Genomic DNA, 15,045 nt, shown 5'->3' on the forward strand with positions numbered 1-15,045 from the left:
GACGGTGAACCACGGAATCAGGCGCCCGCCGCGATGCGTTTGCACGATATGAACAACGACAACGCGGAGCCGGACCCGCTGGACGCCTACTCGGCAATCGTCACCTCCGTCGCCGCGCAGCTCACACCCCGCGTGGCGGCGTTGGCCGTCCGCTCCCGCAACGGGGAATCCGCCGGGTCGGCCGTCGTCCTGACCGCCGAATCCCATCTGATTACCAACTCACACGTCATTTCCGGTGGCGACCACGGCACCGCGGAGTTCGCCGACGGCACCGTCGCGCGCTTCGACGTCGTCGGCAGCGATCCCCTCTCCGACATCGCCGTCATCCGCGCCGACAGGGAAATCCCCGCCCCACCGGAATACGGCGACGCCGACACCCTTCTCGTCGGCTCCCTCGTCGTCGCCGTCGGCAACCCGCTCGGCCTGGCCGGCACCGTCACCGCCGGAGTGGTCAGCGCCCTCGGCCGCAGCATTCCGGCCCGCACCCGCACCGCCGCGCGGCTGATCGAGAACGTCATCCAGACCGACGCCGCGCTCAACCCCGGCAACTCCGGCGGCGCGCTGGCCGACAGCCACGCCCGGATCATCGGCATCAGCACCGCCGTCGCCGGCTTCGGCCTCGGGCTGGCCGTCCCCATCAACACCACCACCCACCGCATCGTCCACGCACTGATGCACGACGGCCGAGTCCGCCGCGCCTACCTCGGCCTGGTGACCACGCCGGCGCCCCTGACCCCGGTCCAAGCCGAACGATTCGGGCAGCGCACCGCGTTGCGCATCGTCGAGGTGGTGGACGACAGCCCCGCCGCCCGCAGCGGACTGAAGCCGGCCGACCTGGTCCTCGCCGTCGACGGCGACCAGCTCCCCGACGCCCAGTCACTCCAGAAACGTCTGTTCTCCGAAGCCATCGGCCGGCAGATGGAAGTCACCGTCCTCCGCAACAGCGCCCTCGTCGACGTGATCGCGGAACCCGCCGAGCTCACGGACTGACCCCGCCGCTCACACGAGCTGAATCAGCCCCGAGGGCACGTCGGACTGAGCATCGCACGCCTCATCGCCCGAACGCCCAGGCCACCATCAGCGGGAACTCCTGTCGCCAGAACACGTCGCCGTGCGATCCGACCCGTTCCGTCATGACGACGTCCGCGCCTGCTTCGCGCAATGCTGCCGCCCAACGAGTCGCGTTCTCGTGGAAGAACGGCTCCAGCGTGCCCGCGACGAAGTACGCGCGCGGAAGCGAACTCGGCATCACGACGGGCCGCCGGAAACCAGCGCAGGGAGAGGCGCAGAAGACCGCACCCTAAACGTCCGGATACCGAAGCCCCAGGGCAAGAGCCAGCTCTCGAACGTCTCGGTGACGAACTCGCCCACGACGGACGACATCGTCGCCACCTCCTCGGCGGTAACGCCGCGACCGCATCGACTTGCAGTCCAAGCCGCCCGGTGAAGCCGCCGGCTCTGTCCCGGTCTCGGTGAACGTGGTTCCTGCGGAAAGCTCCCTCACCAGCCCTCGATCCTCGTTAGGGTGACCGCCATGACGTCCCGATCGGATCAGATGACCTTCGTAAGGCGCTTCGACCATGTCGGCATCACCGTCGCCGACCTCGACGCCGTGACCGCGTTCTTCGTCAGCCTCGGGCTGGAGGCCGACCCGAAGATGGCCGTCGAAGGCGAGTTCCTGGACACGGTGATCGGCATGACCGGCGCCCGCACCGAGATCGTCATGCTGCGACCGCCCGGCGGAGGAACGACCTTGGAACTCTCGAGCTTCACGCGCCCGGACCATCTGCCGGGTTCGCCGGCCGCGCAGGCCAACGAGCTGGGCCTGCGCAACGTCGCCTTCGAGGTGCACGACCTGCACGCCGCCGTCGACCACGCCGCAGCCGACGGCTACGGCCTGGTGGGAGACATCGCCGACTACGAGGGCGTGTGGCGGATGGCCTACATCCGCGGGCCCGAAGGAATCATCGTCTCGCTGGCCGAACGCCTCGACAAGTAAGGAGACATCGTGACCACGACCGTGACCGACGACCAGATCCGGGCCCTGGCCGCGACCGCGAAGCCCTACAGCTTGGCGCTCCTTCAGTGGACGCCGGCGCGGACCATCGACGGTGCGGACGCGATCGAACTCGAACACCAGCGACGGATGGTGTCGCTGCGCGCCGAGGGGGTGATCGCGATCCTGTGCCCGGTCGCCTCCGACACCATGGCCGGCGTCGCGATCATGACCGTGCCGGCCGAAGAAGCCACGAAGATCATGGCCGAGGACCCCTGCGTGCGAGCCGGGATGATGCGCTGCGAGGTTCACCCGTGCCACGGATTTCCCGGAGACACCCTTCCCGCATGAACGACCCCGGCCGGGGCATCGGGTTCGTCTCTTCGGACACTTCACGCTGCCGACGCAGCGAGGTGTCGTGATCTTGGAATACGGTCGTCGACATCCCGGCCGCAGAAGGCGGAGCGCAGTCCGCGTACGACGTCGTTTCGCATTCGGCAGGGCGATGTCTCGGTGCCGGGTGTTTCAGTTTTGCCGGAGGTTGCCGATCACGAATTCGGCCATTTTCGAGAGTCCGCCGCAGCGGTCGTTGTTCCAGTAGCTGCCGGGTAGGTCCTTGCCTTGGATGTCGAAGGTGAGCATCTGGTCATGGGTGACCTGGACGGAGACGGAGCACTCGTACATGTGCCGGAACACGTGGTAGACGACTGCGGGGAGGCCGGCGATCGACGTTTCGGTCCATGGATCCAGCTTGCCGTCCTTCTTCAGGCCGTCCACCGACAGTTCGGCGAGTGTCCTAGTGCCGTATCAAGCAACGTTGGGTAGGTAATCGGGGCGGCGGATTTTGGAGTTGATGGCGAAGTGGCGTTTGGGGTGGCTGTGGCGGTTGCGCCAGCGGAGGTAGCCGGTGATGGCGGCTTCCTGGGCGGCGTGGCTGGGGTAGTCGCTGCCGTCGAGGGTGAAGTAGCGGACCGCGGTGAACTCGCACTCGATCCAGTTCAGCCAGGACGCGTTGGTGGGTGTGTAGATCAGTTCGATGTCGTTGGCCGCGCACCAGTCCCGGACCTCGGCCTTGCCGTGTGGTCCGTAGTTGTCGCTGACCAGGTAGAGCTTCCCGGTCGGGAAGCGGCGGCGCAGTTGCTTGCAGAAGTCGAGGAACTGCGGCACCAGCTGATCGGCCGACCTCGCGGTGCGCCTGGGGGCCGCGAGCCGGCCGTCCACCTCTCCGGCCTGTTGCTGCATCAACCGCAGATCGCGGCGCGGCGCAGTCATGACCGCATCACGGCCTCGAGCATCCAGCTCCCCCTACTCTGGGTTCCATCAAGTGACGGAACGTGCCCAGTTGATCTTACTGCGACTGACCGACGCCAAGCACAGCAGCATCAGGCCGTCGACGCCGGCGTCCGACAGTTCGCCCATGCGCGTCGCGATGTCGGTCGCCGTGCCGACGAGGGGGTAGGCGCCGTAGCCCGGCCTTGACCGCGCGGGGATCCGGGTCGTCCGGGATGGTGAAGGCGACTTCGGCGTGCTGGGCCGCGAAGTGGCGGCCGCGTGGTGAGCCGCCCGCGTTCAGCAGGACCGGCCGGGACTGCAGGGGACGCGGTTGTGAAATCGCGTTTTTGACCGTGAAGGATTCGTTCTCGAGATCGAAGCTCTCGGTCGAGGACCACAGTTTGTCGAACACCGACGAACGCCGGGTTGACGAGTGTGATCGGCACGGTGCTGATGACGCTGATCCGCTCGGTGATCGAGGCGACGGCACCGGCCCAGCTGAGGGTCTCCATGACGTCACCGGAGTAGTGCCCGTCGCCACCGAAGGGGTGCCAGCGCGACGCGGAGACGAACCCTTCGATGCCGAGCTCGTCCGCCCGTTTCGCCAATCGTGCGGTGGCTTCGCAGTCGCCGGAGAACCGGTCCGGGTGAAAGGTGAAGGAAGCACCCCCGCCGTTCATGCCGAAGATGCTCAGCTTGAGCTTGTTGGCCGAGTCCCGAATGGGATTGGGCTTGACGACGTTTTCGTCCACGGAAGAACTCATTCCTCATAGTGAACACGGCTGGTATGAAACCAAGTCAGTTCCCGGATATTTTCGCGCCGGGAAATGCCGACTCGCCATACCCTTCAGGTGTTATTTATCCGCAGCCCGTCATTCCACCGGCCACCGGGGCGCCGACCGGAGGCCGAGGCGGCCCAGCGCCGTGTCCGCGGCGCGGTCCACTTCGCGAGTGAGCTGTTCGACGTCGACTGTCTTGAGCTGCTTGTCCTCCAGCACCACGCGGCCGTCGATCACGACCGTCTCGGCGTCGGTGCCGCTGCCGGAGTAGACGAGGTCGGCGATCGGGTTGGCCAGCCGGTTCGGGAACCAGGACAGGCCGGTCGCGTCGAAGACCACCAGGTCGGCGGCGCGGCCGGGCTGGATCGAGCCGATCTCGGCGGACCAGCCGAGCGCGTCGGCGGCGTTGACCGTCGCCATTTCGAACACCGAGTGCGCACCCATGATCAGGGGGTCGCGGCGCACGTCCTTGTGCGCGGCGGCCGCGACGTACATCACCCGCACCAGGTCCAGGAAACGGCTGATCGCCGCGCCGTCCGTGCCGAGCGTGACGTTCACGCCGGCGGCCACGAGCTCCGGGATCACGCCGTGGGCGACCCAGCCGTTGCCGCCGGTGAGACTGGCGGATGGCGAGTGGGCGACCGACACATCCGAGGTGCTCAGCAATTCGATGTCGCTTTCGGGCAACCAGGCGATGTGGGCGAGGAGCAGCCGCTGGTCGAGCGCGCCGAATCGTTGGTAGCGCTCGAGGTCCGGGTTGCGGCGCGCGTCCGTCCGGGCTCCGATGAAGTGGCCGAGGATGCCGGTGTCGCGTTCGGCCGCCCGCTTGACGACGCCCTCGAGCAACCGATCGCTGACGGCCGGCGGGATGTCGAGGTCGTACCAGACCTTCAGGCGGCCGTCGCCGGCGCCATGGAACCGGTCGTGGATGTCGTCGGCCTCGGCCAGGCATTCCTCGGCGGTCGGGACACTGCCGCCGAACGGCCCGGCCTGGTCACCGGACTTCGCCGCGAGCACACCGCGGATGCCGATGTCGAGCGCGGCCCGCGCCGTGGCGGCGGTGCGCGGCCCGGCACCGTCGGCGAAGCAGGTGGTGCCGTGGCGGATCAGCTCGGCGAAGCTCGCCGAGGCCGCGATGTAGGCCTCGTCTTCGGTCAGCTGGTCTTCGTGCGGGATGACGCGTTCTTTCAGGCGGTTCACTTGCAGCTGCTCGTCGACGACACCGCTGATCAGGAACGCGCCCGCCGGATGGTGGTGGCAGTCGATCAGGCCGGGCGTGAGCAGACCGCCCGGCCGGTCGATCAGCTTCGCGGGCGCGTAGGCCGCGAGGATCTCGTCGCGTTTGCCGACCGCGACGATCCGGCTGCCGGCGATGGCGACCGCGCCGTGGCGGATGATCCGGCGGGTCGCGTCCATCGTCGCGATCGCGCCCGCCGTGATCACCAGGTCCGTTTGCACTGCCCCACCGACGTCGTGCGTCACTCGAATCGTCCTCTCGCGAAATGGGCGGGGCCGGTTTCGAGACCCCGGCCCCACCTTGTTCCGCGAGAGCGGCCGTGGCCATAACCCTCAGGTGGTATTCCGGGCAGCCGGGCCGGACCAGACGTTCGGTGCGGCACATCGCCTCGAGGCGGGACCGGGCGCCGAGCTTGCGGTAGACGTGCTTCAGGTGCTGCTTCACAGTGTTTAGCGCGATCCCGGCACCTGAATCGTCACGTCGTCGCCGAGCCGCGTGGTGCGCATCTCGGCCACCCGCGACGCCGTCTTCAGCGCCACCTTCTCCTCGAAACCGGCCAGGCCCGCGGTGGCCTCGTACGCTCCCGCGTTGGTCAGCGCGACCGCCACGAACCGCGCCAGCCGATCCGCGACCTGCTGCTCCGGCCCGCCGAACACCGGCCGCCCGGTCCGCCCGGACAGGGTGATCATCCCGAACATCCGGCCGTCCCGGATCAACGGCACGGCCAGGACGTGCTCGAACCCGTATCTGCTCAGCAGCCGCCCTTGCGGCGACCGGCGGTGCTCGGCGGCGCTGCGGTGGATCATCGCGCCGTGCAGGCGATCGCGTGGTCAGAGCTCGTGGCTCAGGTGAGGGCGGCGACCAGCAGGGCGAAGGCGGCGATGAGGACGGCGACGCGGACGTAGTGGAAGCGGTCCCAGCGGTTCATCTGCTCCCTCCAGTCCTCGGGCCGGTTCTCGGGGGTCCACGTCTTGCCCCGGTTGTTGATCGGGACGAGCAGCAGGAGCGACATGATCACGCTCACGATCAGCAACGCGGCACCGATGACGACGAGGCCGGTGCCAGGGTGCCGCCATCCGGCGATGGCCCAGACCGCGCTCAGGACCACCGAGCCGATGTACCAGAACGGCATGAGGGCGCCGAGCATCCGGCCGCCGTGGGCGCGGCCGAGCTGGCCGCTGTCGCCAGGGAGCCCGTCGAGGATCCGGTTGATGACGAAGGCGACGGAGAACTCCACCCCCACCATCAGGCCGACGACCACGGTGGTGAACACCTCGAGTGCACTGAGCATGGTGACCTTCCCGGAATCTAGTGTTGCTAGATGACTGATCGACGCTAGTACTACTGCCGCTCGATTGTCTAGCGGTGCTAGCATCACTTCATGTCGGTACAGGAACGCAAGCAGCGCGAACGGGCGGACCGCGAGCGCCTCATCGTGGCGACGGCCCGCGAACTCGCCGAGCAGCAGGGCTGGGACGCGGTCACCACCCGCCTGCTCGCCGAGCGCATCGAGTACAGCCAGCCGGTCCTCTACAGCCATTTCCGCGGCAAGCGCGAGATCATCGGCGCCGTCGCCCTTGAAGGTGCCACCGAGATGGCCGCGACACTCCGGGCCGCGACCTCCGCCGTGGCCGGCCCGCGCGCCCGGGTCACCGCCCTCGCGCGCGCCTACCTCGACTTCGCTGGGCGCAACCCGGCGGTCTACGACGCCATGTTCCAGCTCGACGGCGGCCTGGCGTTCGCGAACGAGGACAGCCCGGAGCCACTGAAAGACGCCTTCGCGGCCCTGCTGGAGAGCCTCGGAGAGGTCGCGGGCGACGGCGTCCACCCGGGACTGTTCACCGAGGTGTTCTGGGCGGCCCTGCACGGGCTGGCCACCCTGACCCGGGCGGGACGGCTGCCGCCGGAGCACACCGAACAGCGAGTGGAGCTGCTGGTGGACCGGCTCGCCGTGCTCTGACGCACCGTCCCGGCGGGCACAGAACCTCCCCGCCGTCTGTCCGATGTGGACGTTACGGTGTTCGGCGACGGCGCAGATCATGTCGTGCCGTCCGGCACGGGCCGGGCGTGGCCCGGCGCAGAGAGATCAGCGGGCGCGGCGCCGGCGAGCCGTGAGGGCGAGCAGGCCCGTCCCCACGGCTACGAGCAGAAAACCGCGCCGAGCCAAGGACCGGCCGAGGTGCCGGTGGCGGCGAGTGGTCCGCTCGGGGTGGTGCGGGTCCTGGTCGGGCCGACGATGCCGCTGGTCGTTGTCGTGGTCTCGGTGGAAGTCGGCTCGCCGGTGGTGGTCGTGGTGGGCACGCCGGTCGTGGGTGGCGGCGCGGTCGTGAGTGGCATCGTCGTGGGTGGGGCGTCGTGGGTGGCGGCGCGGTCGTGGGTGGCTTCGTCCCGCAGGTGAGGGTGATGTCGATGTCGGGGACGTCGGCGTTCGTCGTGTCGGCCGGAATGGTGGCGCGACCGTCCACAGTGAAGCTTTCCGCCGGCACGACGCGGACCTGGTAGTCGTCCGGTGCGACGGACGTGAAGGCGTAGCTGCCGTCGGGCTCGGAGGTGGTTTCGGCGAGCACCGCGCCGCTGTCGTTCAGCAGTTGCACCGTGCCCGCGGCCGGCCGGCGCACCCGCCGGTCAGCGCGCCGCGCACCGTCCGCGTGAGAGCGGCGATCCAGAGCTGGTAGACGGGCCGCCCGGTCAGCACCGTCATCCGCAGGGTCAGCGAGGAGATCGCCGCGGTCGGCCGGAACCAGCGCTCGCGCCTTCGGTGTCGGGCCCGTTGCCGCGCAACGTCGCGGTGCCCGGGTCCCACGCCGGCAGGTCGCCGGCGCTCCCGCTGCCACACGACGCCGGTTTGGGCGTGCCGCCGCAGTAGTTGAAGGCACCCTGATAACCGAGTGCGGCGACGTCGACGCGGCCGCCATCCGCACTGGTGGCGCCGACCTGCACGGTGTCGGCGTCCACGTCACCGAGCGCGAACCCCAGCTCGACGCCGGAGTCGGGCGGGCGAAGCCGATCGTGGTCGTCGACGGCGCGCTGCCCACAGCCGGCCGGATCACCACGTAGGGCCGGCCGCGCGAGCTGCCGAAGACGCGTCCGAACGGCGTGTCCGCCGCGAGGTACGGGTCCCGCCGCTCGTCGCGACCGCTGAGGTCGTGTCGGTCGAGAAGGCACCGGCCGGGAACCCCGCCACCGGCACCGTCACTGAACCCTCGCCGGACCGCAAGTCCCAGGCGGCGTACGCCGAACCAGCCGCGCCGGCCGGCTGCGCGCCGACCACACCCAGCAGCGCGGCCAGCCCCGCCGACACAGCTCCGCGCAACGGGCCCCATTTCACGCAAACGGGTGATCAGCACCGTGAAGCGGACACCACTGCCGCTCGCGTCGAGCTCCGGTCGACAGCGCGGCGCTCCCCCGCGATCGCCTCCGACGATCCCGGCCTGCGGCGCGGGTCGACCGCGACCCGGGCGAACTCCTGCGCGTCCTCGGCCCGGATCGTCACCGTCTGGCAGATCGGCCTGACTGGGATCAAGGTTCCGCCAACGGGGATGACGTCGACGTCGGGCGGCGTCCCAGGACGGGACTTCCGATTCGCCGGACGAGTTGACCGAACTTCCCATCCTGCCACCGAAAGACCCGTCCTCAGGCCTCAGCCTCGGCTCCGGGTGCGTACCTAGGCTTGCCCAGACGCGAACTCCGCCGAGTGCTCATTCCACCAGTGGGCGATGTCGGCCCGCCGGGCGAACCAGGCTCCACCCTTGGCCTGGGCGTATTCGATGAACTCCCGCAGCGCACCCGTCCGCGCCGCCTGCCCCACGAGCCGGGGGTGCAGGCCGATGGACATCATCTTGGGCCGGCCCCGCGAGCCTTCGAGCCACAGTTCGTCGAAGCCGCGCTTCAGGTAGTCGAGAAACAGGCTCGGTGAGCGGGTTCCCTGAATATCGTTGTAGGTCAGCGAGTAAGGGACGACGAGCTGCCGGACTCCCTTCACGTCGACGTAGTAGGGCAGGTCGTCGTTGTAGGCGTCCGAGTCGTAGAGGAATCCGCCGTGCTCCACGACCAGTTCTCGCGTGTTGATCGAGGGGCCGTAGCGGCAGTACCAGCCGCTGGGCGCTTCGCCCCACGTCTGCTTGAAGGACGCGACGGCTTTCTTGATCCGGTCCGCCTCTTCCTCGCGCGACAGGCGCCAGTGCTCTTCCCAGCGCCACCCGTGCCCGAGCAGGTCGTGCCCGGCTTCCCGGGCCGCCGTCGCGACCTCCGGATTGCGTTCGAAGGCCACCGCGCAGCCGAAAAAGGTGGCTTTGACGTCGTACTCGTCGAAGAGGCGAAGCAGTCGCCACACGCCGACCCGGCTGCCGTACTCGTACATCGATTCCTTGGCCAGATCCCGCAAATCAGCCGGAAACGCGTACTCCACTTCGGCGAGGCTGTCGTTCGCACCGTCGCCCATCTCGTGGGAGTACTCGGAGCCCTCCTCGTAGTTCACGACGAGATTGACGGCCACCTTGGCGTCGTCCGGCCACCGGACAACCGGAACGTCCTTGCCGTAGCCGACCAGGTCTCGGCTGAGGTTGCTCGGAAGATCTTGCATCGAACCAAATCCTCACTCACGAAGTTTTCGTTTACTTGCCGGATCCGTGAAGAACCTCGAGGGGAACCCGATGGGTTTCCGGGACGAACAGCGCCGCCAGCCCCAACCCCAGATACATCACCGCCACGATCGCGAACACCCAGAACTCGCCGACACCCTGCAGCAGAGAGCTGGCGATCAACGGCAGCAGCGCCCCGCCGACGAATCCGGTGTTGACGACGACAGCCGTGCCGAAACTGCGGACCCGGGTCGGGAAGAGCTCCGGCGCCCACGTCCAGATGGTGGTGTTGACCAGGAGCACGAAGATCTGGAACACGAACCCCAGGGTCAGGATGAGCCCATCACCTTGAGCGAAAACGGCGAAGGCGAGCACGGCGACGGCTGCGCACACCGCGCCCACGCAGACCACGGTCCGGCGTGAAATGGCGAACCCGCCGTACGACGCGATCGCGCAGCCGAGGAGACCGCCCAGGTTCTGCAGCATCGTGAACGTCACGCTGCCCTGCACCGAATAACCTCGGTCGACCAGCATGATGGGCATCAGCAGCACCACACTGAACTCCGCGCCCCACGCCAGGAAGGCCGCGACCCCCAAGGCGATGGTGCGCCGGCGAAGTGGCTTGGTGAGCACGCTCTTCAACGCCTGAGCCGGAGGCCCGTCGCCCTGCGCGCTCTCCGAGACGGCAGCGGTCTGGCTGTCGACGTAAGGGCGGACTTCGCCGCTTCGCAGGCGCAGCCGTCCGGTCGCCAGCCGCGTGAGAGCCTCGTTCGTCTCCTGGATCTTGCCCCGGCTCAAGAGGTAAGCGGGCGTCTCGGGCAGATACCGCCTGAAGAAGAAGATCAAGACAGCCGGAAGGCCCAGCAGGCCGAAGGCCCACCGCCAGTCGTTGTCGCCCGCGCCGACCGCTGAGGCGATCGGGCCGATCACGAGCAACGTGTAGGCGTAGGCCAGAAACAAGCCGACGCCCGCGGAGATCGTGTTGAACAGGGACACGAACACGCCCCGGACCTTGGTCGGCGTCAGCTCGGACAGGTAGGTGAGCCCGACGGCGATCTCGCCGCCGACTCCCAGGCCGGTCACGACCCGGGTGACCCCGAGCACGGTCGAGTTCGGCGCCAGGGCCGACAGCACCGAGCCCAGACAGTAGATTCCCAGGCTCACGGCCAGCAGGCTCCTGCGGCCCAGCAGGTCCGCGATCACTCCGCCGGTGATTCCGCCGATCACGATCGCGATGAGACTCACCGTGGAGAGCAACGCCAAGGCGGAAGCATCGATGCCGAGATCTTTTTGGAGAGAGGGCCCGAGCGCGGAGAGAATGAGCTGCTCGAAAACCTCGAAGAGGCCGCCCAGCACCACCAGAGTGAGCGCCAGGTAATGGGTTCGGGTGAGCCCCATGTCATCGATGATGTCACCAAGTGACCTGGGTTTTCTGCCCATGGCGGCTTTCGCATCGAATGCCATGATTCCACTTCCTACGTTCGAGTTTTGTCGATCAGATCCTCAAGAAACCCTTTTGGCGCGCGTTGACGGCCGCGAAGGAGAGGGGAAGGAAAACACGGAAACGAGGTCCTCGCTGCCGGTGTTCTCGAGCGCGTGCCACGAAGCCGCCGGGATGAAGATCGCCTGGCCTCGCTCGAAGTCCAGAACTCCTTGGTCGGTATGCAATTGCCCGGTCCCTTGGGCGACGTACATGACCTCGGAAGTGGCGTGCGCGATCGTGTCCGTCCTGGGTGATCCCGCGGGGATCGTCACCACTCCGAGGCAGTTCTGGATCTCGGGGACGTCGGCCGCACTCAGCAACAGGCCGTCCGCCGGCGGGTTCGCGGGATCGTAGGTGACCTGGACGTACTTTCCCGTGACGCTGTCAGTCATTGATTCCTCTTCCGGATTCGGTCAGAGACCTGGCCACTCGACCCCCTCGTGCCCGGGGAAGAGCTGTTCCTTGTTCAGCCGCAAGTGATCCCTCATGGCATCCTCGGCACCGCGAGGACCAGCACTGCGAATGGCGTCGAGGATGCGCTGGTGATCGTTGACCAGCTTGAGGCGATTTTCGCGGTCCTGCAGCACGATCTGGTTGATCAGGACCCACAGGGGCTGCCGGTCGATCTCGACCAGCTCCAGCGCGAAGTGGCTGAGGATGTGGTTGGGGCACATCGCGGCCAAGTCGGCGTGGAACGCCATCGAGTGGTTGACGAAGTCGGGTAGCTGCGCCGGCTCGTCGATCAAGCGGGCGGCCAGGTCGAGCTCGTGCTGCACCTTGTCCAGGTCGAGATCACCCGGACTCGCCGCGAGGAGGCGGGACAGAGGTGGCTCGACCACCAGCCGAGCGGCGATGACGTGCTCGGGCGTCGAGCCGATCTCGTTTCCGGAGCGTTTGAACAGCCCCCGGCTCAGGTCGGCCACGTAGGTACCGTCGCCGTGCCGCACCACGATGGCACCGCTCAGCTCCAGCGCGAACAGCGCCTCACGCACGCTCGCCCTCGACACCTCGAACTTCGCGGCGAGGTCGCGGTCCGACGGAAGTCGGGCCCCGGCAGTCCAGCCCCCCTGCTGTATCTCGCTCAGCAGCGCCTGAGCCACGCGCAGGTACCGCCGCTGCGGCAAGGAGGTCCGCTCGGACTGGTCTGAAGACTGCATCAGCAGAGGTTAGACCAGTGCCCCGGGACGCACAAGGGTCGCCTCAACGGTCCGCCGAGGCCGTGTTCACTACCTTTTACCTGCGAGTATCACGGATGGTAGGCAAGAGAACCCGGACCGGAGCGGACCCGTGGGCGGGTGCAGGAACCGACGATCGTCCCGAACAGGCGGTGATCGTCCACTGCAGACCCTGAGGAATCACGCCGTGATCCGGCGGAACTCCCGCCGAGGACAGAGCGCGGCGTAGGTCGCCCTACGCGTCCTTGCCCTTCTCCCGCGACGCCTGCACCCGGGCGATCCGCTGGGAGGTCCGGCGGAGGTGCTTGGCCATGATCTCGCGCGCCTTCTCGGCGTCGCGGGCGGCGATGGCCTCCACGAGCTCGCGGTGCTCACTGGTGCCGCGGTGGCCCATCAGCGGCGCGGCCACCTGGGCCTCGCGCAGGGACATGAGCAGCGGGCCGTGGAACGAGTGCACCAGCATCTCGATGGCGGCGTTGTGGGTGCATTGCGCCACGCGGACGTGGAACGCGGCCGACATCTCCATGCTGTACTCGCCGCGCTTGAGCGCCGCCTGGTGCTCGCGGGTCATCTCGCGCAGTTCGTCGACGTCGGTCTCGGTCGCGCGCTCGATCACGATGTCGACGATGCCGAGCTCCACCACCTGCCGGGCCTCGATGACCTCCGGCGCGGTCATCGGCGAGAGGTTCACGAGGTCGGCCAGGTTCGCGCCGAGCGTCGTCGACGAGGGGGTCGTGACGAAGGCGCCGCCGCGGGCGCCGACGCGGATCGCGACGAGACCGGCGGCCTCCAGGACGCGCAGGGCCTCGCGGACGGTGACGCGGCTGACGCCCATCTGCTCGCACAGGGCGCGCTCGCTCGGCAGCCGGTCGCCGGAACGCAGTTTGTCGGCGCGGATGAGCGAGCGGATCTGCTCGACGATGACCTCCGACATCCGGCTCGACGACACGACGTCGAACAGCCCGCTGTCCGCCCGCGGAGCCGCCGCGGATCCACCCCGCCCTGCTGGTTCCATGCTCCGATCCTCTCACAGGAACACCGAACCGCCCGCGGTCGCAGCGCCCGCCGAAGGGTTGACCCGCAGCTGGAGAGCGCCTTATGGTCATATCGTCGTTCGGACTAACCAATAGACCAGACCTTCGGAACAGTCAGGAGGCACCGTGAGGGAGTCCGTCGCGCTTGCCTGCCGGGTGCTCGCCGCGACCGGCCTCGTCGAGCACGTGCTCGGCCACATCAGCGTCCGCACATCGCCGGACGAACTGCTGGTGCGCTGCCGCGGCCCCCGGGAGTCCGGCCTCCGGTACACGACGGCGGAGGACATCCGGCCGGTGCCGCTGCACGGCACGCCTGAGACCGGCGACTGGAGCGTGCCCAACGAGCTGCCGATCCACACCGAGGTGCTGCGGCGCCACCCCGAGGCGACAGCCGTGGTCCACGCGCACCCGCCCGCCGTGGTCACCATGGCGCTCGCCGGGCTGCCCTGGCTGCCGCTGTTCGGCGCCTACGACATCCCGGCTGCGCGGCTCGCCGCCGACGGAATTCCCGTGTGGCCGCGCTCGGTGCTGGTGAACGACCACGACCTGGCCGGGCAGATGGCCGACGCGATGGGCGACCGACCGGTCCTGGTCCTCAGTGGACACGGGCTCGTCAGCGTCGCCGGCGGCGACCCGGAAACGGCGGTGGCCCGGGCCGTGCTGCAGGCCATCGCCGTCGACACCCTCGCCCGGCACACCCTCGCCGTCGCCCAGGCCGGGGGAAGCCGGTGGCGATCCCCGACGAGGACCTGGCGCTCCTGCCCGATCTGGGCGGGGCGTTCAACGTCGCGACCCTGTGGCGGCACGTGGTGCGGCGCACCGAAAACCCCTGAAGTCCCCGCGAGTACGACAAGGAGAGCAGCAGTGCGTGACGAGTACCTGAAAGGTGTCCTGGCCAGCGAGAAGAAGAACCTCGATTCCTCCGAGATCGCGGCCCGCGACGAGTTCAACCGGCAGCACCCGCCCAACAAGGGCCTGGTCGTGGAGGACGACCTGCGCAAGATGGAGCTGCCGGCCCGGCCGTGGCGCAACAACCGCGGCCACTACTTCGACCTCGCCGACTACGAGGTGCTGAGCGCACACATCTCGGAGCTCAAGCCCGGCAACAACTCCGTGCGCCACCGCCACACCACCGAGGCCTACCTCTACGTGGTCAAGGGACACGGTTTCTCGCTCATCAACTACGACGACGAGCCGATCGAGGTCGTCGAATGGCAGGAGGGCACGCTGTTCGCGCCGCCGCGGTGGGCGTGGCACCAGCACTTCAACCTCGACGGGAACGACACCGCGCGCTACCTCGCGATCCAGGACACGGGACTGCTGCGCACCATGCGCCTGCACAACATCGAGCGCCACGGCGTGCAGCTCTCCCCCGAGGAGGGCAAGCAGCTCCTCGACGCCGCCGTCGAGTCCGGCACCACGCACGGCGCGCGCAAGTAGCCGGCCCCTCGGCCGTGTTCCCGCACTCCAGGCGGGAGCACGGCCGAGT

Annotated in this window: 20 protein-coding genes; 6 read left to right on the top strand and 14 right to left on the bottom strand. The window is 68.4% G+C overall.

Translation table 11 applies throughout. The features are described from left to right. Positions 1 to 33 precede the first annotated feature (33 nt). A complete protein-coding gene (locus QRX50_RS37580) occupies positions 34 to 990 on the top strand; it encodes a S1C family serine protease (protein ID WP_285967817.1) in 957 nt (318 codons plus the stop codon). 61 nt (positions 991 to 1,051) lie between these two features. Here QRX50_RS37580 and QRX50_RS37585 read toward each other — a convergent pair whose 3' ends face one another. After that, complete coding sequence (locus QRX50_RS37585; protein WP_285967818.1) at positions 1,052 to 1,249, bottom strand: hypothetical protein; 198 nt, start codon at positions 1,247 to 1,249, stop codon at positions 1,052 to 1,054. Between the two features lie 306 nt (positions 1,250 to 1,555). Here QRX50_RS37585 and QRX50_RS37590 point away from each other — a divergent pair, with 306 nt between their 5' ends. Beyond that, complete coding sequence (locus tag QRX50_RS37590) at positions 1,556 to 1,999, top strand: VOC family protein (protein ID WP_285967819.1); 444 nt, start codon at positions 1,556 to 1,558, stop codon at positions 1,997 to 1,999. Positions 2,000 to 2,008: 9 nt separating this feature from the next. Continuing rightward, complete coding sequence (locus QRX50_RS37595) at positions 2,009 to 2,347, top strand: YciI family protein (RefSeq protein ID WP_285967820.1); 339 nt, start codon at positions 2,009 to 2,011, stop codon at positions 2,345 to 2,347. A 174-nt stretch (positions 2,348 to 2,521) separates the two neighbouring features. Here the strand turns inward: QRX50_RS37595 and QRX50_RS37600 are convergent, their stop codons facing one another. From QRX50_RS37600 to QRX50_RS37625, 6 genes are all read right to left on the bottom strand, one after another. Further along, on the bottom strand, positions 2,522 to 2,773 hold the full coding sequence (locus QRX50_RS37600) for a DUF3558 domain-containing protein (RefSeq protein WP_285967821.1): 252 nt from the start codon (positions 2,771 to 2,773) through the stop codon (positions 2,522 to 2,524). Between the two features lie 30 nt (positions 2,774 to 2,803). Continuing rightward, positions 2,804 to 3,268 (bottom strand): transposase, encoded by a 465-nt coding sequence (locus tag QRX50_RS37605; protein WP_285967822.1) that lies wholly within the window; start codon positions 3,266 to 3,268, stop codon positions 2,804 to 2,806. Positions 3,269 to 3,378: 110 nt separating this feature from the next. Then, positions 3,379 to 4,020, bottom strand: a complete 642-nt coding sequence (locus tag QRX50_RS37610) for an LLM class flavin-dependent oxidoreductase (RefSeq protein WP_434533181.1) — start codon at positions 4,018 to 4,020, stop codon at positions 3,379 to 3,381. Between the two features lie 120 nt (positions 4,021 to 4,140). After that, on the bottom strand, positions 4,141 to 5,529 hold the full coding sequence (locus QRX50_RS37615) for an amidohydrolase family protein (RefSeq protein ID WP_285967823.1): 1,389 nt from the start codon (positions 5,527 to 5,529) through the stop codon (positions 4,141 to 4,143). 204 nt (positions 5,530 to 5,733) lie between these two features. Further along, positions 5,734 to 6,090, bottom strand: a complete 357-nt coding sequence (locus QRX50_RS37620; protein ID WP_285967824.1) for a GAF domain-containing protein — start codon at positions 6,088 to 6,090, stop codon at positions 5,734 to 5,736. Between the two features lie 38 nt (positions 6,091 to 6,128). After that, positions 6,129 to 6,575 (bottom strand): anthrone oxygenase family protein, encoded by a 447-nt coding sequence (locus tag QRX50_RS37625; protein WP_285967825.1) that lies wholly within the window; start codon positions 6,573 to 6,575, stop codon positions 6,129 to 6,131. A 90-nt stretch (positions 6,576 to 6,665) separates the two neighbouring features. Here QRX50_RS37625 and QRX50_RS37630 point away from each other — a divergent pair, with 90 nt between their 5' ends. Continuing rightward, entirely contained in the window at positions 6,666 to 7,244 is a 579-nt protein-coding gene (locus QRX50_RS37630; protein ID WP_285967826.1) for a TetR/AcrR family transcriptional regulator, read from the top strand. Between the two features lie 45 nt (positions 7,245 to 7,289). After that, positions 7,290 to 7,682, top strand: a complete 393-nt coding sequence (locus QRX50_RS37635; RefSeq protein WP_285967827.1) for a hypothetical protein — start codon at positions 7,290 to 7,292, stop codon at positions 7,680 to 7,682. Positions 7,683 to 7,993: 311 nt separating this feature from the next. On the opposite strand, the gene QRX50_RS37640 is transcribed toward QRX50_RS37635, so the two are convergent. From QRX50_RS37640 to QRX50_RS37670, 7 genes are all read right to left on the bottom strand, one after another. Continuing rightward, entirely contained in the window at positions 7,994 to 8,239 is a 246-nt protein-coding gene (locus QRX50_RS37640; RefSeq protein WP_285967828.1) for a hypothetical protein, read from the bottom strand. A gap of 91 nt (positions 8,240 to 8,330) precedes the next feature. Then, a complete protein-coding gene (locus QRX50_RS37645; RefSeq protein WP_285967829.1) occupies positions 8,331 to 8,597 on the bottom strand; it encodes a hypothetical protein in 267 nt (88 codons plus the stop codon). Between the two features lie 351 nt (positions 8,598 to 8,948). Next, complete coding sequence (locus QRX50_RS37650; protein ID WP_285967830.1) at positions 8,949 to 9,866, bottom strand: polysaccharide deacetylase family protein; 918 nt, start codon at positions 9,864 to 9,866, stop codon at positions 8,949 to 8,951. A gap of 31 nt (positions 9,867 to 9,897) precedes the next feature. Then, positions 9,898 to 11,328, bottom strand: a complete 1,431-nt coding sequence (locus QRX50_RS37655) for an MFS transporter (protein WP_285967831.1) — start codon at positions 11,326 to 11,328, stop codon at positions 9,898 to 9,900. 39 nt (positions 11,329 to 11,367) lie between these two features. Next, a complete protein-coding gene (locus tag QRX50_RS37660; protein ID WP_285967832.1) occupies positions 11,368 to 11,739 on the bottom strand; it encodes a cupin domain-containing protein in 372 nt (123 codons plus the stop codon). Between the two features lie 21 nt (positions 11,740 to 11,760). Then, positions 11,761 to 12,504 carry a FadR/GntR family transcriptional regulator gene (locus QRX50_RS37665; protein WP_285967833.1) on the bottom strand — a complete coding sequence of 248 codons (744 nt, stop codon included), beginning with the start codon at positions 12,502 to 12,504 and terminating at the stop codon, positions 11,761 to 11,763. 253 nt (positions 12,505 to 12,757) lie between these two features. Next, positions 12,758 to 13,537 (bottom strand): FadR/GntR family transcriptional regulator, encoded by a 780-nt coding sequence (locus QRX50_RS37670; protein ID WP_285967834.1) that lies wholly within the window; start codon positions 13,535 to 13,537, stop codon positions 12,758 to 12,760. A 145-nt stretch (positions 13,538 to 13,682) separates the two neighbouring features. Here QRX50_RS37670 and phtC point away from each other — a divergent pair, with 145 nt between their 5' ends. Next, positions 13,683 to 14,996: a 3,4-dihydroxyphthalate decarboxylase gene (phtC, locus tag QRX50_RS37675; RefSeq protein ID WP_285967835.1), complete on the top strand. Its 1,314-nt coding sequence runs from the start codon at positions 13,683 to 13,685 to the stop codon at positions 14,994 to 14,996. The last annotated feature ends 49 nt before the right edge of the window (positions 14,997 to 15,045 follow it).

This window comes from Amycolatopsis sp. 2-15, assembly GCF_030285625.1.
Classification (GTDB): Bacteria; Actinomycetota; Actinomycetes; order Mycobacteriales; family Pseudonocardiaceae; genus Amycolatopsis; species Amycolatopsis carbonis.

Coding starts and splice junctions, on each gene's coding strand:
- QRX50_RS37580 (WP_285967817.1), top strand. CDS start 34: ATGCGTTTGCACGATATGAACAACGACAACGCGGAGCCGGACCCGCTG.
- QRX50_RS37585 (WP_285967818.1), bottom strand. CDS start 1,249: ATGCCGAGTTCGCTTCCGCGCGCGTACTTCGTCGCGGGCACGCTGGAG.
- QRX50_RS37590 (WP_285967819.1), top strand. CDS start 1,556: ATGACCTTCGTAAGGCGCTTCGACCATGTCGGCATCACCGTCGCCGAC.
- QRX50_RS37605 (WP_285967822.1), bottom strand. CDS start 3,268: ATGACTGCGCCGCGCCGCGATCTGCGGTTGATGCAGCAACAGGCCGGA.
- QRX50_RS37620 (WP_285967824.1), bottom strand. CDS start 6,090: ATGATCCACCGCAGCGCCGCCGAGCACCGCCGGTCGCCGCAAGGGCGG.
- QRX50_RS37625 (WP_285967825.1), bottom strand. CDS start 6,575: ATGCTCAGTGCACTCGAGGTGTTCACCACCGTGGTCGTCGGCCTGATG.
- QRX50_RS37630 (WP_285967826.1), top strand. CDS start 6,666: ATGTCGGTACAGGAACGCAAGCAGCGCGAACGGGCGGACCGCGAGCGC.
- QRX50_RS37650 (WP_285967830.1), bottom strand. CDS start 9,866: ATGCAAGATCTTCCGAGCAACCTCAGCCGAGACCTGGTCGGCTACGGC.
- QRX50_RS37655 (WP_285967831.1), bottom strand. CDS start 11,328: ATGGCATTCGATGCGAAAGCCGCCATGGGCAGAAAACCCAGGTCACTT.
- QRX50_RS37660 (WP_285967832.1), bottom strand. CDS start 11,739: ATGACTGACAGCGTCACGGGAAAGTACGTCCAGGTCACCTACGATCCC.
- QRX50_RS37665 (WP_285967833.1), bottom strand. CDS start 12,504: ATGCAGTCTTCAGACCAGTCCGAGCGGACCTCCTTGCCGCAGCGGCGG.
- QRX50_RS37670 (WP_285967834.1), bottom strand. CDS start 13,537: ATGGAACCAGCAGGGCGGGGTGGATCCGCGGCGGCTCCGCGGGCGGAC.